Source organism: Roseburia rectibacter, from assembly GCF_014287515.2.
Classification (GTDB): domain Bacteria; phylum Bacillota; class Clostridia; order Lachnospirales; family Lachnospiraceae; genus Roseburia; species Roseburia rectibacter.
Genome location: NZ_CP092473.1, coordinates 3,352,331 through 3,367,041 on the forward strand (window position 1 = coordinate 3,352,331; position 14,711 = coordinate 3,367,041).

General features: G+C 35.6%; 15 protein-coding genes. All 15 read right to left on the reverse strand.

Going from position 1 to position 14,711, the window contains the following annotated elements:
• Nucleotides 1-87 precede the first annotated feature (87 nt).
• Nucleotides 88-1,029, reverse strand: a complete 942-nt coding sequence (locus H8S51_RS15340; protein ID WP_241070762.1) for an Rpn family recombination-promoting nuclease/putative transposase — start codon at nt 1,027-1,029, stop codon at nt 88-90.
• Nucleotides 1,030-1,459: 430 nt separating this feature from the next.
• Entirely contained in the window at nt 1,460-3,106 is a 1,647-nt protein-coding gene (gene tnpC / locus H8S51_RS15345) for an IS66 family transposase (protein WP_241070763.1), read from the reverse strand.
• 146 nt (nt 3,107-3,252) lie between these two features.
• Entirely contained in the window at nt 3,253-3,606 is a 354-nt protein-coding gene (gene tnpB / locus H8S51_RS15350) for an IS66 family insertion sequence element accessory protein TnpB (RefSeq protein ID WP_006855325.1), read from the reverse strand.
• Nucleotides 3,599-3,937, reverse strand: coding sequence for an IS66 family insertion sequence element accessory protein TnpA (tnpA, locus tag H8S51_RS15355; RefSeq protein ID WP_006855327.1), 339 nt, complete (start codon nt 3,935-3,937; stop codon nt 3,599-3,601). The genes tnpB and tnpA (H8S51_RS15355) overlap by 8 nt, the downstream gene beginning before the upstream one ends.
• Nucleotides 3,938-4,170: 233 nt before the next feature.
• Nucleotides 4,171-4,341 carry an IS66 family insertion sequence element accessory protein TnpA gene (gene tnpA, locus H8S51_RS18540; RefSeq protein ID WP_015559597.1) on the reverse strand — a complete coding sequence of 57 codons (171 nt, stop codon included), beginning with the start codon at nt 4,339-4,341 and terminating at the stop codon, nt 4,171-4,173.
• Nucleotides 4,342-4,443: 102 nt separating this feature from the next.
• Nucleotides 4,444-4,680 (reverse strand): hypothetical protein, encoded by a 237-nt coding sequence (locus H8S51_RS15360; RefSeq protein ID WP_015521680.1) that lies wholly within the window; start codon nt 4,678-4,680, stop codon nt 4,444-4,446.
• Nucleotides 4,677-6,488, reverse strand: coding sequence for a DUF6020 family protein (locus H8S51_RS15365; protein WP_118209307.1), 1,812 nt, complete (start codon nt 6,486-6,488; stop codon nt 4,677-4,679). Before H8S51_RS15365 ends, H8S51_RS15360 begins: the two co-directional genes overlap by 4 nt.
• 110 nt (nt 6,489-6,598) lie before the next feature.
• Complete coding sequence (locus H8S51_RS15370; RefSeq protein ID WP_015559596.1) at nt 6,599-7,543, reverse strand: glycosyltransferase family 2 protein; 945 nt, start codon at nt 7,541-7,543, stop codon at nt 6,599-6,601.
• A 510-nt stretch (nt 7,544-8,053) separates the two neighbouring features.
• Nucleotides 8,054-9,028 carry a hypothetical protein gene (locus H8S51_RS15375; RefSeq protein WP_241070764.1) on the reverse strand — a complete coding sequence of 325 codons (975 nt, stop codon included), beginning with the start codon at nt 9,026-9,028 and terminating at the stop codon, nt 8,054-8,056.
• Entirely contained in the window at nt 8,998-9,621 is a 624-nt protein-coding gene (locus tag H8S51_RS15380) for a glycosyltransferase family 2 protein (protein ID WP_241070765.1), read from the reverse strand. The genes H8S51_RS15375 and H8S51_RS15380 overlap by 31 nt, the downstream gene beginning before the upstream one ends.
• 184 nt (nt 9,622-9,805) lie before the next feature.
• On the reverse strand, nt 9,806-10,174 hold the full coding sequence (locus tag H8S51_RS15385) for a hypothetical protein (protein WP_186899865.1): 369 nt from the start codon (nt 10,172-10,174) through the stop codon (nt 9,806-9,808).
• A gap of 14 nt (nt 10,175-10,188) precedes the next feature.
• The gene (locus tag H8S51_RS15390; protein WP_186899866.1) at nt 10,189-10,629 is read right to left on the reverse strand and encodes a hypothetical protein; all 441 of its coding nucleotides are present in this window, start codon (nt 10,627-10,629) and stop codon (nt 10,189-10,191) included.
• Between the two features lie 136 nt (nt 10,630-10,765).
• On the reverse strand, nt 10,766-11,548 hold the full coding sequence (locus tag H8S51_RS15395) for a hypothetical protein (RefSeq protein WP_186899867.1): 783 nt from the start codon (nt 11,546-11,548) through the stop codon (nt 10,766-10,768).
• Nucleotides 11,549-11,555: 7 nt separating this feature from the next.
• Complete coding sequence (locus H8S51_RS15400; protein WP_186899868.1) at nt 11,556-13,934, reverse strand: polysaccharide pyruvyl transferase family protein; 2,379 nt, start codon at nt 13,932-13,934, stop codon at nt 11,556-11,558.
• A 39-nt stretch (nt 13,935-13,973) separates the two neighbouring features.
• Nucleotides 13,974-14,711: a glycosyltransferase family 2 protein gene (locus tag H8S51_RS15405; RefSeq protein ID WP_186899869.1), complete on the reverse strand. Its 738-nt coding sequence runs from the start codon at nt 14,709-14,711 to the stop codon at nt 13,974-13,976.

Genomic DNA, 14,711 nt, shown 5'->3' on the forward strand with positions numbered 1-14,711 from the left:
CAAAATCGAATACAAGTTCCATGAATAATCTATTATCACAAAAATAAGGAGGCGAACTTCGCCTCCTTACAACTCCTTCTATTTCATTTATACGGTCTTCTTCCCAAACATCCTAAGATACTCCTGCGCCGCCTGCAGCGAAATATCCAGTTTTACCTGCAATCTATTTAAAATATCATCATCCGGCAACCCAAGGTCACTGCAGGTATCTATAATTCCACGTGCTTCACCCTCTTTTGCTGTTTCTTCAAACACACTCCACATACTGTTTCCTCCCTCCTGCTTCAATGCATCAAAATCAATCTTACAGTTGGCTGCTCCAGCCACTGTTTTAAGTATCGTATTGCTGACTTCATGCTCCTTTGTGTATTCAATTGCTTTTTCTTTTTTATCTCTTATTGAATTATTTTGATCCAACAGAATTTTAAACAGGTTAAATAAATCCCGGTTGTTTCCATTATGAAAATACAGATCGTTTTGTCTGGCTTCGACCAGAAGCATACGATAATCATTGACATACGACGCCATCTCCGTGGGAATGTTTAAAATACCGTATAACGACGTTGCTGCATCCCAGACCTTTTCACCATAATATATCACAACCGAAATGACCGGTGTCAGCCGGTCTGTCTTTTTCATTCTGGATAAAAATTCATGTTCATCCATGTCAGTTTTATGCTCTTTATATTGTCTTGTCAAACTGTCATACTGTTTTTTATAGGTGGCATAATCGTATCCCATGACTCGCAGCGGCATAGCATAATGGATATGCTCCTGTGACTCCAAACCTAACAACACAAACTGTACTCCATACACCGTCGACTTTTTTTGTATCTTGATATTATCCCTGACTGCCTTAATACTTTGCGTATGATCCCGATGTTCCAGCAAAACAGACGCTTCCGTATCTTCATTTTCAAGCTCATATGGTTTGATGACCTGACTGCCACCAAATAATACTGCATTAAAAAGATCTGCAAATTCCTCGTTTCCATTCCAATAATTTTTCAGCACTGTGTCCGGTGACACAGTTTTCTCTTTCCCTTCGATAATATTCTCCTCCTTTGTGTATTTGGGAGAATATTGTCTGTTCGAATTCTCCCTGCTTTTTATAGTGATTAAAAGCATTGAAAATTCTGTATGCGACCTGCAAAACGTTCTTGGATGACCGTCTGCAGCGTCGTGTTGAACTGATTTTTGAATAGCTTACGCCTGATAGATAATTAGAATATAATGCTTTGAGGCAATTGTAGCACATTATCAGAAGTTTGTCATTTGATTTTCTTAAATTTTAAGAACTTGTTTATACGGCAGCCAATTTTGACCAAAATCAAAAAACAGGTCTGTCATTTATTGACAAACCTGCTTTGTAATCATTCATTAACTGGAACAAGATCGTAAGTACGTAATCATCTGTACCTTGATTATTTAAAACATGCCGCCCATCGGGCGGCACATTTTATTTCTTCTTTTTGGTTCGAAATCCTTCCGGTAATTCATTTGACCATGGCAAAAGCCGATTTAGATCATCCGGCTTTGGAAAAGGTCCCATTTTACGAAGCTCTTCTAATACATAGGAAAGATATACATACGGCTTCAGACCATTCAGCAGGGCTGTTTCTGCGATACTATAAACAACAGCACTGGCATCTGCACCACGGATACTCTTGGCAAACAGCCAATTCCGGCGGCCTACTGCAAAATTTTTGATTGCACGCTCCGCACTATTATTATCAATGCTCAGATGCCCATCATCCAAGTACCTGCGAAGATAGTTTTCCTGATTCAGCGTATATAAAATGGCATCACCAATAAGGGAAGATCTGTCTACAGAATCTTCCATCGAATGCAGCCATTCAAACAGGGCATCCACCACTGGACGTGACTGTTTCTGACGTTCCTGATACCGTTCTTCCGGTGTCTTATCTTTGATCATTTCCTCTACTTTATACAGGATTCCGATCCTCGTCATTGCCTGATATGCAACTGTTTCTTTCAGCTGCTCCTTTGTGAAATCCTTTTTTAATGCCGTGAGTGCAGCATCAAAACGGCGTCTCGCATGGGTAAAGCATCCGGTTACGGTGATGGAATCGTTCAGTCCATGATACGCCTGGTATCCATCACACGTCAGATATCCATGAAATGTATCTCCAAGGAAGTTTACCGGGTGATATCCGGCACGCGTTCTCTCATAATCAAAGAGAACCATCTGTGGGGCTTCACTGTAATGATCTGTCAGATATACCCACATCCAGTTTTGAGATGATCCTTTCTGATCTGGTTCATCAATCACCTGGATCCTGGTTTCATCGCAATGGATGTATCTGCTCTTTAGGAATTCTTCCTTCATCTGCCCATAAAGCAGTCCCAGATACCGGTCTGCACAGCTGATGATCCAGTTTGCCATTGTTTTTGTTGAAAGATTTAAGTCATACCTTGCGAATTCCCGTTCCTGTCTTGCCAGCGGCATGCCATTGACATACTTTGCATTCATGATTCCGGCAACCAGCGAAGGTGTAGCAATGCTTCCCTTGATCAGCGGAAACTCTTTTTCCGGCCGGATCATAGCACCACATTTTGGACAACTGTATACATAGGTTACTTCTTCAACCACTTCAAAGGTGGAGGGGATGAATTTCAGTCGTTTTACGACTTCTTTTGTGACGACTTTATACTTTGTTCCACAGTCCGGACAATAGCGGTCTTCGCCGGTCAGTTTATATTCGATTGTTTCTGTTACTTCGAAATTAGAGAGATCTTCTTCTTTTTTGCCGGTGCGTTTTTTCCGTTTGTGCGATGGAATCACGATTTCCTCTTCAATCTCAGCAGTATCCATATCTGCATTGACTTCAGCCTCATTAAACAGATCCATCTGTTCATATCCATCTGCGTATTTTTCACTGGAAGAACCGAAACGTCTTCTTTGTGCAAGCGCAAGACGGTCTGAAAGCATTGCGTTCATAAATTCCAGTTCTTTCTGCTTGTCTTTCAGAAGCTGTACCTCGGTCTCTTTTTTTTGAACCTGATTCTGCATGATTCTCATAACTTCCATCATGTTTTCACGGCTCATGTTATTCAGCTGTTCCTCTGTAAAAAACGGATCCATCCGGCAATCTCCAAACTCTTATATGATAATTCCAGTATAGCATAGAAAGTCCAGCTGTTCGAGAAAAATCAACGTTTTACTGTGTAGGAATATATACCGATATCCACAAGTATTTCGTGCTTTTTGCGAATTGACAAATCCGTTCTTTATACAACAATCTTTGGATGTCTTTCTTCAAAAGCTCCCTTCGGAGTAAGTGAAAGGCCATCACACAGCCAATGCATTTCTTTCAGGGTCACTTTCTGTAATTCATCCGGAGTATCCGGCCAGTGAAAGGAATCTTTGTCAAGCCTCTTCATCAGAATCCAGAAACCGGATCCGTCCCATTGCAGAATCTTAATAGAAGTCCGCCTGCGGTTGCAGAACGCAAACATGCAGCGCGAATAGGGATCAAGTTTGAATTTTAGCTTGATAATTGCAGCCAGTCCGTGATAGCTTTTTCTCAGATCGGTAGCTCCACATGCAAGGTAAACGGTTGTGCCACCTGCCAGATCAAGCATGATCTTTCAGCCCCTGGATCAGAACACGAAAAAATTCCGGCGGGCATTCAGGCATCACTTCAATCCGAATAGCGTTTGTGATAAAAATGCGGACTGGAGACGGGCTGATATTCAAAGTCTCATTCTTTGAAATCTCTTTTTCCGTTGGCATTTTTGCAAAAATCATATCTGTATCTGATTGTTCGTCCAATTTTTTCAGCTTGCGCATCCAATAATTCATTGTAGAGACTGGAACGTGATGTTCCTGACACCATGTTTTGCAAGTCTGCCCACTGAATTGAAATTCATGGATTCTTTCAGACCACAACGTGATTTTTTCATCTGTTTTCATAATGATACAGTTTCCTTTCTTTGTTATGAAAAGAGTGTATCAGAAAAATATAGTTGCTGACAGATACGGATGATTACGTACTTACAAATAAACAACGGCTTAATAGCAGAAACCGCTGTCAAGCCGCATCAATTATCATAGAAGATCTAAATTTACAGAAAAAATTTCACTCCCGTCCCACATCCAGTAATACGACATCCTGATGTTGCACTGGAAGTTCTAATTCATTCCAATTAGATTCTGGAATATGACGGGAGGGTGCGGAGTCTGGATACCCAGTTGTAAAACGTAGCTGGACGAATTCCGTTTTCGATGCACCACTGTGCATCGGTTTTGCCGCTTTTGCGGCATTCCATTACAAATTTAAGCTGCTGGGCAGCTGAAGTTTTTGAGTTACGACTCATTGATAGATACCTCCCATAATTATTAGAGTAAAACGCTCGCTTTACTATCAATAATTATGGAGAATATAGAAGAATTAAACAATCCGCCCGATTATTGGGCGCTTACCATGTAACCCATGGGTCACCAGACAATGAAATTATTTTTCCATCTTCCACCTTAAAGTCTTTTAAATTTTCATTTTGTTTTCCATAGAACTGTTCTTGACTTATTTTTATTTCGGGATACTTTTTACTCATTATATAAAAATAACTTTCAGAGCAAATCAATAATACAAACAAACTAAAAATCAATAATATTAATTTTTTTTCATATAATCTTACTTTCCTATGTACCTTCATTCCTTTTTCTCTTTTAGTAAATATACAACTATAAATATATAAAATGGAACTAAGTAGTACTGTGCCAATCCATATCTCTGCCAATAAGCATATGGTGTTGCAACAAAAAGTGTTATGGCAAGCCCCAATGTCGGTGCAATTGCCAATCCCAGTCCCCATTTTTGCTTTTTTATAATTAATAATACTATTAAAAATACAAACCATGTTAGTATAGCAAGTGCCACAGGTGCGTCTCCTATTTCAAAAATGCTTTTTAAATCCACTTTTTGAATTTCTAATAAACTGTGAGGAACTATACCATAATTTTCTCCATTTTCAATATCTCCCAAATTTCCTTTATATATATTATTAGCATCTGTATTTAATTCCCAACGGTTTAATGCCCAATATCCATATGTGTTAAGCGCCCATGCTTCTATATATGCATATGGATTTCTTATAAACATTGAAATATATGTTTTCATAAATCCGTTTAAATGCTCATTTAAATACTTCTGACTAAAATTCTGATCCCATTTTAAAAGATCTACTACACAAGGTCGATATGTATCTTTATAATTTTCCAATGGTAATAAACCATTCATGTATTCTCTATCTTCCTCTGTCATATCTCCATCATATGCAACAACACTCGCCATTTGATTTAAAAATATACCCAGGCTCTCTACCGGCTCTCCATTTAAATCTAATTTTGTGTATACCGGTCCTATAACAATGCTTATAATCAATAAAATACAACCCGTACTTACCATAAGTTTTTTCAAACCTGTTATTATTTTTTTTCTCCGATTCAATATCCATATCAAAATTATCACTAATTCGCAAAACAATCCGATATAAAATCCATTATTTCTTGAAAAACATAATACCACTAACAATAAATTACTCTTTACCAAGAAAAATCTATTATCTGATATAATTTTCCCTTTAGATAATGCAAAATCTGCTAGTACAAGAGACCATACGGCCAACGTTGATGAAAATATTGGATCTTTCCACATAGCAATACTATTCTGTGCAAAAAAAGGAATACAACCAAAAAATACAGTTAAAATTATACATATTTTTATACCAATACCTTTATTTCTAATCCAACATATCTGATATCCAAGGCACAATGCTATATAAATCATCTGTACAATCGTATACACCGCACAACCAAATGTAATATCCTTTATAAAAATTCCTAGTGATAAGCACATTTTCAAAAATAAAGTATAAAAAATCGGATGATGATTATATAATTTGGCTACACCAAGTGCCTGTGCAATTGATCCCAGTGAATCTCCAAATATAAATCCTGGATAGTATATCACTAAATAAGGTATCCATAATATAAAAATTATCAGTGCTGCTCCTAACCATGCCTTTTTATTACTAATACCATATGTACATTTTATTTCAATACTTTCTACTTTTCGTGTAAATCGTGTAATAATTTTTTCCAATAACGCTGTTATTGTTATTGTTAATAATAAAAAAGCTATTACATCATTTACTGTCAAACTTGTCATATAATTCTCAGTCATTAAACCCGTATACATTGAACCATGTAATTCCATATGATATCCTAAAATGACAGCAATACTTAATATACCCGAAAAAATCATATATGGAATCTGTTGTTTTTCTAATCTCCACCCTGAAAACAAATAATACATAATAATGAAAGCACATGCCCAAACAATCCCTGCCTTAGGCAATCGCATATATTCTATAAAGTATCTCCCACATACCATTGCAAACACTATTACAGCAATTTTACTGATTAACACTCCACGTTCTACTGTTTTATCTTTTATACTCAATCTATACCCTCCTCAGTCAAAAACAGATTCCTTCCGCACTGATAAAACTAAATCCGTTTTATTTAACCGTAAAGAAACTGCTTGCATATCTATTCCATGACTATATAAGTCTACTCTTTTTTCAATAAATCTTTATAATTCATTTCCATTGTATTAAGTTCCGATTCAAATTCCTGTCTGTTTTTCTGTGCAAAAGTATCCAATATCATTCCAGAGAAAAAACTCTGTAATGCAGCCAAGACAATAAAACCGGATGCTATTAGCGTAGGAAATCTTGGTACAAGTCCTGTCTGAACATATGTAACAAAAATTGGTACAAATAAAATTGCTGCTATAATAATTAAAAGCAATGATAAAATTCCAAAGAAATTCATAGGTTTATAATTTTTATATAAACGTCCAATCGTCTTTAACACTTTAAACCCATCACTGTACGTATTGAGTTTGGATTCACTTCCCTCCGGTCTGTCCCTGTATTCAATAATAATATTACTAATCTGCATATTTTTATCAACTGCATGAATACTCATTTCTGTTTCAATTTCAAAACCTTTTGACAATACCGGAAACGTCTTTACAAACTGAAAACTGAAAGCCCTGTATCCTGTCATGATATCTCTGATGTCACTTTTAAACAAATGATTAATTGAAAACCTTACCAAACTATTTCCAAAATTATGAAAAGGTCTTTTATTTTCCTCAAAATAAGTTGAAGATAACCGGTCTCCTACAACCATATCAGTCTTCTTTTCCAAAACTTCCTGCATCATCTGTCTGCCATATTCAACAGGGTATGTATCATCCCCATCTATCATGATGTAACATTGTGCATCAATCTCCCGAAACATCCTACGTATTACATTTCCTTTTCCCTGCTTATATTCCCGTCTTACGACCGCTCCTTCTTCTTTTGCAATTTTTGCTGTGTTATCTGTTGAATTATTATCGTAAACATAAATCGTTGCTTCAGGAATTTCTTTCTTCCAGTCCCTTACTACTTTGCGGATTGTTTTTTCCTCGTTATAACATGGTATCAATATTGCACAATATTCCATCACTTTTCTCCTTATCGTATAATACTTTAGGCATTTGACAAATGCCACAAGTCCTTGGTTTTATTGGGTTTTCTTGCTTGATTTATATAAATTTTCTCTCCACAAATGGTAAAATATAGATAACCACACCAACAATTTCAACCACCTATGAATGAGAAAATTTATGAATGCTAAATATCCCCCTTCGTTTTTCCAGCTCCTTCGGAGTATTTTGATTTGGACAAATTCATTCCTAAAAAAACTTTAATTGCCTGAAAAACTTTTCAATTGTCATAATACTTATTTGGGCTTATTAAAATTCGCCCAAAATCTGATGATCTATGTCAATTCAGAAATAATTCTGAATACTGACCCTTTTTATCTCCTTACCTAAGGGAGAGTTATCCACAGGAATCGATAAAACCATTTATCAATTACCTAATATAATATCTTCATAAAATTTTTAATTCTTACTTTTATCATCTACATTCTCATATATTAAAACATTTCTCACACTGTATCAATACATTGTCAACTTCTAAGAAGCTTGTTTTTCAAACTCCTCCAAAAATATTTCCACATAATCCTCGGACTTTCCTGCTGCAGCTTTAACATATTGTTCTCTCTCTGCAGCTCATCAATGATTCTTACTTTTTCATCTATAGTTTTTTCCTCTATAACTTTGGTCTTCTCATCTACAATTCTTGTCTTTTCCTCTATTTTCTTTTCATTCTCTTCCCTTATCTCACCAAACATATTCAGATATACTTCATCCTGCATGTCAACAGTCACGATATCCGATAAAGATGAAAGCAATGTATCCAGCCAGCATATATGCGACGTAGGCGAAGCATACACTAAAACCTCTATTTTATCTTTCAGCATCTGCTTATAAAAGGCATTGCACCGTGCCTCATAATCTCCCCAGTTAGCACTGACAGCATCCGGCAGATACACGAGCTCCTTTCCATACTTATCTGTCCCCTCTGTCAATTCTTTCCGATCCTGATCCGTATATAATATGACATCATTTCCTCGCTGTATCAAATACTGCATACACTCCAGAACCTTTTCATCCATATTGTTATATCCTAAATAACGATAATAAATTGCAATTTTTTTATGCCCCGTTATTTTTGCCCTGTTATAGATATCCTGTCCCTGTTCAAAATATACTCTTGCCACCGCACTGGTAATCTCATCAGGTCTGAAATATTTTCTTAAAATCTCAAATCCCTGCTGTTCGTCCTTTTTTTCCAGCTTATTATGCCAGCAGTCCACACAATCCCACAATATCTTGTCCGCAAAACATTTTGATTCTTTCCGGAACTTTTCAATTGATCCTGTTTTTTCAAGAAATCTCTTTACTAACTCAGATGCCTCTGCACCGGAACATCTTTTTTCAAACTGATCCAGTGATAAAATATCTCCACCAGTTACTCCTATGCCCAGATTATAATTATAATATTTTTCTATTATGCCATAATAATTTTTTGCATAGTACATGAGAAGGAAAAAATATACCGATCCTCGGATGCAACCAGTCTGATCTGTTCAACATTTGCAAATGCCTTTTCACATACTTCCCGTCTCCAGATCTTATTTGTAATATTAAAGTCAAACATTTCATCTACAAAACATTTTTCAATCAGATTTCCCTCCAATTCTCCTTCATATGGTTTCAGAAAATTGGCAACCCAGTCTTTTAAATCATCCGATACATTCTCATTTGCGTGTAAAACCGTACCAAAATGCAACACATCTACAGGATGTTCTGTAAGCAGTTTTAAAAGTTCTTCACAGGCAGATACTTCAAGATAATCATCACTATCTACAAACATTACATACTGACCAGCCGCATCTGTAATACCTTTGATTCTTGCACGCAATGTCCCCATGTTCTCATCTGCATGGATCACTTTCATACGATCATCCCGTGCAGCATAATCATTTAAAATCTTTCCGGACGCATCTTGCGATGCATCATCTATACAGATAATTTCAATATCTGATAGTGTTTGCGACAGTAAACTGTCAATACACTGTTGTAAGTACTTTTCAACATTATATACTGGTATGATAATTGATATTTTTGCCATCTTTTTTCCTTCAAAAAAAGGACTATCTTAATTTTTTATTTTGACAGTCCTCTTTTTCTCTATACCCTTTCCAGTTCCTGTTTTAGCTTCGAGAAACTTATCAGCCGATCTGGATATTGTTCATCCGGATCATTTAATTCTCTTTCCGCAGTATGTTTTAACACTTCTAGTAAATCGCTATATTTTACTTCTTTATGCTTCTGTAAAAACTGATTACCTGCGTTTGTGTTTTCCTTTCCTCGGTAATACCATCCGCATATAAAGCATCCGACCATGATAAGTAGTCATCTCTTTTTCTCAATTTTTCAATACGGAGTTCCTCTGCCTGCTCTGTTGAATAAATATTTATAAAACCTATCTGGTAACTATCTTGTTTCTTCTCTAACCATTTTTCCATCAACTCTTTTATATCAGTTCTTTTTATATTTGAATCAGATACAACTGTCACATGAATTTTTCCCCTTTTACTCACACTAACCTGTACCCATTCATCCTGTTTCATCTGATATTTATCTTGAATTATTTGTTCTAAGTCTTCCCAGATTCTTCCCATCTCTACCTGCCTTCTTACATCTCAAGCTTTTTTTGCTCCAAATATCCAAATATAATAATAAACTTCTCCATCCATTTTTCAAACATCTGATCATCTACTTCATCTTCAGATATGTACCGGTAATCTATGTAACCAATTCCTTCCGGTGAACCTAAATACTCTAATGCTTCCAGCATCTCTTCTGACATATCATCATACACATCACTTAGATAACTCGTATAAATATTTATATTTAATCCATGACCAGATCTCTTTTGATTATTTCCATTAATAATCCATCGTGATTTATTCGTGCCTTCTGTGACACTACATTGACTGCATAACATTCCTTTCAATAAACACTCTATATAGATTCCACCCAAATGAATCGAACAAGCTTTACGTCTATTTTCTCCTTTGCTCAGTTTTTCCCAGTCATCAAAGCGTGATTCTGCCGCTTCTTCGTACTTTTCCATTCACTTCTCCCTTGTATAAACAGCTTTCCGCCCATAAGCTACTCTCCCTCAACATAAATAATATAACTACCCTTTATAATAGCTAATTATAACCTATTCTCCCTCAACATAACATAATTTATTTTTCGATCCGTATTTAAAAAAATCTTATTTTTCTTTCAATATGATTCAGACCCTCAAATACCTGCTCAAAATTTGACCATATTTTCTGCTCATCATCCATAATTGCCCATTCGTGCGTAAATACTGTAATTGGATACTTTTTCTTTATCAGATAGTCTCGTTTTTCCTCTATAGATTCTTCTTTTTCCATTCTTAACCATGTAGGCAAAAATTTCACACCAAGTTTTTTATCATAATATTTTCCATCAGAATATAATTTCGTTCTAGCCTCAGCATCAAGATAATAACTTTCTCTCTCCATTGTTTCGGCACATAAAAAACCTTTTATCCCCTCTTTGTGTAACAGCCTGATTCCCTCTCTATTTCCTTTAAAAGAGGATAATCTTAGATACTGTGCTAAATTTTTTTCAGATGTTATACGGCACAGTTCTTTTGTAACCTGCCTATAGTCTTTTAACATTAATTCAGCGCTATCAGCAGCTTCATACGTCCTGTCAGTCTCTGATTCATCAAAACCATATCCATGAAATCCAAATTTAAGCCAGTCTGCATTTTTTTCAAATTCTTTTGTAAATCGATCTGTCGCATCGGCAAGTGTAAAATTATACCAAGCATTAAAAAAACAATAACAGGTAAATACAGCCCCGAATTTCAAATGTAATTCTTTTATTTTATTTAAAATTGGATTCTCAAATATGGAAACATACTCTTTATGCTCCGTTAGATCCTTAAATATCCATAACGTATCATCGACCGAACAGTGGATTTTTTGACAACTCCAATTCAATAATTTCATATATTTATTACCTTTTCATATCCTCTATCTGCTTTTGCAGATTATTGACCCAGTCTTTGTATACTTCTAATTCTTTCATCCGTTCTTCATTCTGTTTCTGCAGATTATTCACCCAGTCCTTGTATACTTCTGTATCTTTCATTCTCTCTTCATTTTGTTTCTGTAAATTTTCGACCCAGTTCTTGTATGTCTGTAATTCCTGTATCCTGTCCTCGTTCTGTTTCTGCAGCTTCTCATTCCACTCCTTTAACTCAGTACATCTTATACCTGTCTGATAATTTTTTAAACTCCAGTAACGTAAGATTTCCTCCATGCTCTTCTGATAAATATCTGTTTCATTAGCTTCTACACACTTCAATTTTATCTGATCTAACACATCCACAAATTGCTGTATTACAGATTTTTCATCATAATTATTCTTCGCATTTACCTTCAATTCACCATATGCTTCCGTAAATTCTTGAAAATCATGCACTAATTTCACAATGCATGTATCTTTTAAATATGCATAAACTTTTTTTACCTTAGCATTAAAATTATCAAATGCAATACAAGGTGTTCCCGTTATAGCAGCAAATATCATACCATGCAATCTATCCGTAATCACTAATTCAGCTGACTGAAATTCTTTAATCTTCTGCTTTAGTAATAATTCTCTATTCTCTTTGCAATAATTATCCATCTGCGTATCTGTATATCTTATTTCCGAAATCCTATCCTTTAAAAAGCTTTCTATTTCATCAACATTCTGATGATTCATAACACTTTCTTTATCACTACGTAAACAAATTAAGACTCCCTTACGTTCCTTTTCCATATTAATTGCATTTAAAGAAAGTACAACATCAGGAAGCATGTACATATCGTTTGTAAAATTTGCTTTCAAACACTCAAAAGATTCTGCATCACGCGCAATGAGAACCAGATTTTTATTTTTATTATAAATACAAACACTCCGCTCTAATTCTTCTTTTCCCTCCGCATCCTCTGAAAAATATACCGTCTGTGGAAACATGATGATTCTGTTATTCCTGAACTGGCTGATTACAGATCTGCGAATCATCTCATCATCCATGTAATAATTTCCAAAATTACCACCTCCCTGCAGTATCAGAATATCCTGTTTTTGAATCAGATGTGCAATTCCTTCTATATCTGTTTCAAAATCACTCATATCCACATCTACCACATTAGCAGCCGGAAAATAATTTTTCAGTAACTTCTGTGTTGCGTACCAGATTGCCTGATCTCCCATATTTCCATGATCCGGAGTACCAATAATAAACACATTCTGCTTCTCATCTTCCATATGATATTTGTTTTTTATAACATGATAATAATCCAGATATGCCACTTTCCGCTCCTTATTATATGATGTAAAAACTTCTCCATCATAATTTGTCTCATAAAGTTTACAACTCATTGCTGCTTTCATTTCCGGTCTCAGCCATTCATTGTCTGTTCCTTCCAAACGATTTCTTGTCTCTGCATAAGTTACTGTATCTACTCCCGGTATATCTCCCAACGTCAGAAAAGCATGCCCATTATAGCAATGTGCCAGTCCGCATTTTGTTCCAACCGGACACTCAACCAGCTTTTCATCACAATTTTCATAAATATTTCCCAGTGTATCTCCCGTGTAACATTGTTTATATTCACCTGTATTTAAGTCTACCCAATAACTCCACATCCCGGCATGGCAAAATTCTGTTCTCTTTTTCTTAAATATGGAATACTTAAAATCCAGCAATTTTGAATCAAACGTGCTCCAGATATCATAAAATTCCGGCAGGGAATGCTCTGATAATAACTCTATTCCACCGGTTCTGTCATCTCTTGCTATTGTCACATGGCAAGGTGCTCCAAAATTATCCACACATACCTTTTTTACTTCATCGATATGCGGAATCAATTCATCATTTGGTGTTACTTCTACGGTATAAGAACAACCGGACTGAGCAATTTTCTTAACATTGCCAATAAAGGTATCCATCATGTTCAGACGGATCATCTCTAAATAATGGAATGAAAATTTTATAAAAAGATGGCTTAACAATGCTTTATCCCATGTGATGATTTCGTCAAACCGCTTTGTCATAGTGCCATTTGTGACCACCATAACATAATGTCCCTCTTCTAATAATGCTTTTACTACTGGCAAAATGGTTTCCCCTAATAAAGTCTCTCCACCAGCACACAAATTAATAAGACAAATCCCTCCCATACGTTCTTTTGACAGTGCACTTTGAATTTCTTTCGGAGAACGTTGCAATTCAATGATATGATTCTTAAATTTATTACGCAATGCAATATAACAATAATGGCATTTCAAATTACAGGTTTCCGTCTCAATATAACAATCAATAAATTTTACTACCTTTTCCAACTTTATTTTCCTCCACTATTGTTATTCAATGCATTTTATCTACAACAATTTTTTATATGTCACATTCCCCTTAGCCTCTTCGAACTCATCCGGTGTGCCAAATGAAACATGCTGATCCACATTAAAACTTTTGATTTTTCTGCCCTGTTCTGCCATCACATTATATACACCACTGACAAAAAACTCATTGTAGGAACAATTTTCCAAATAAATCTCCACAGCTTCTTCAAATATCTGCTTATTTCTAAAATAATAAGCTCCACAAATCGCATCTTCACTGATTGCCTGTTTTTCAACTGTGTGATTCACATATCCATTTTCATCGTATGCAACAAAACTGAACTTTGGATCATGCGATTTGAAAGTCAATAAGCCTCCATCAATCGTCTCAAATTCGTTATTTTTGCAGAATTCATAAAATGAACTGCACAAAAACAAATGGTCACAATCATTAAAAATGATCGGTTTATCATTCTCTATATTGGTCACACCCGCCTTGCAAGTCAGTACAGCTCCAGGTAATACTTCCGGAATCACATTGATTCTGGCATCCGGATAAAATTCTTTAATTCTCTGGTCAATCGCAAATTTTTCAATATGCTCTTTTAATACAACAAATGTAAGGCTTTCGATTTCAATATTTTTGATCAGTGACTGTGTTGCCCAGTAAAAAAACGGTTTCCCATAAATCTCAATTAAAGGTTTCGGTACATTAAATCCATGATTTCCAAATCTGGTGCCACCACCACCCATAGGCATTATTACATTTAATTTCAT

Bases quoted from the DNA above. Each gene is read 5' to 3' on its own strand.
- H8S51_RS15385 (WP_186899865.1), bottom strand. From the start codon at position 10,174: ATGGGAAGAATCTGGGAAGACTTAGAACAAATAATTCAAGATAAATAT.
- H8S51_RS15375 (WP_241070764.1), bottom strand. From the start codon at position 9,028: ATGTACTATGCAAAAAATTATTATGGCATAATAGAAAAATATTATAAT.
- H8S51_RS15370 (WP_015559596.1), bottom strand. From the start codon at position 7,543: ATGGAATATTGTGCAATATTGATACCATGTTATAACGAGGAAAAAACA.
- tnpA (WP_015559597.1), bottom strand. From the start codon at position 4,341: ATGAGTCGTAACTCAAAAACTTCAGCTGCCCAGCAGCTTAAATTTGTA.
- H8S51_RS15395 (WP_186899867.1), bottom strand. From the start codon at position 11,548: ATGAAATTATTGAATTGGAGTTGTCAAAAAATCCACTGTTCGGTCGAT.
- tnpA (WP_006855327.1), bottom strand. From the start codon at position 3,937: ATGAAAACAGATGAAAAAATCACGTTGTGGTCTGAAAGAATCCATGAA.
- tnpB (WP_006855325.1), bottom strand. From the start codon at position 3,606: ATGCTTGATCTGGCAGGTGGCACAACCGTTTACCTTGCATGTGGAGCT.
- tnpC (WP_241070763.1), bottom strand. From the start codon at position 3,106: ATGGATCCGTTTTTTACAGAGGAACAGCTGAATAACATGAGCCGTGAA.
- H8S51_RS15380 (WP_241070765.1), bottom strand. From the start codon at position 9,621: ATGGCAAAAATATCAATTATCATACCAGTATATAATGTTGAAAAGTAC.
- H8S51_RS15405 (WP_186899869.1), bottom strand. From the start codon at position 14,711: ATGAAATTAAATGTAATAATGCCTATGGGTGGTGGTGGCACCAGATTT.
- H8S51_RS15390 (WP_186899866.1), bottom strand. From the start codon at position 10,629: ATGGAAAAGTACGAAGAAGCGGCAGAATCACGCTTTGATGACTGGGAA.
- H8S51_RS15360 (WP_015521680.1), bottom strand. From the start codon at position 4,680: ATGAAGGTACATAGGAAAGTAAGATTATATGAAAAAAAATTAATATTA.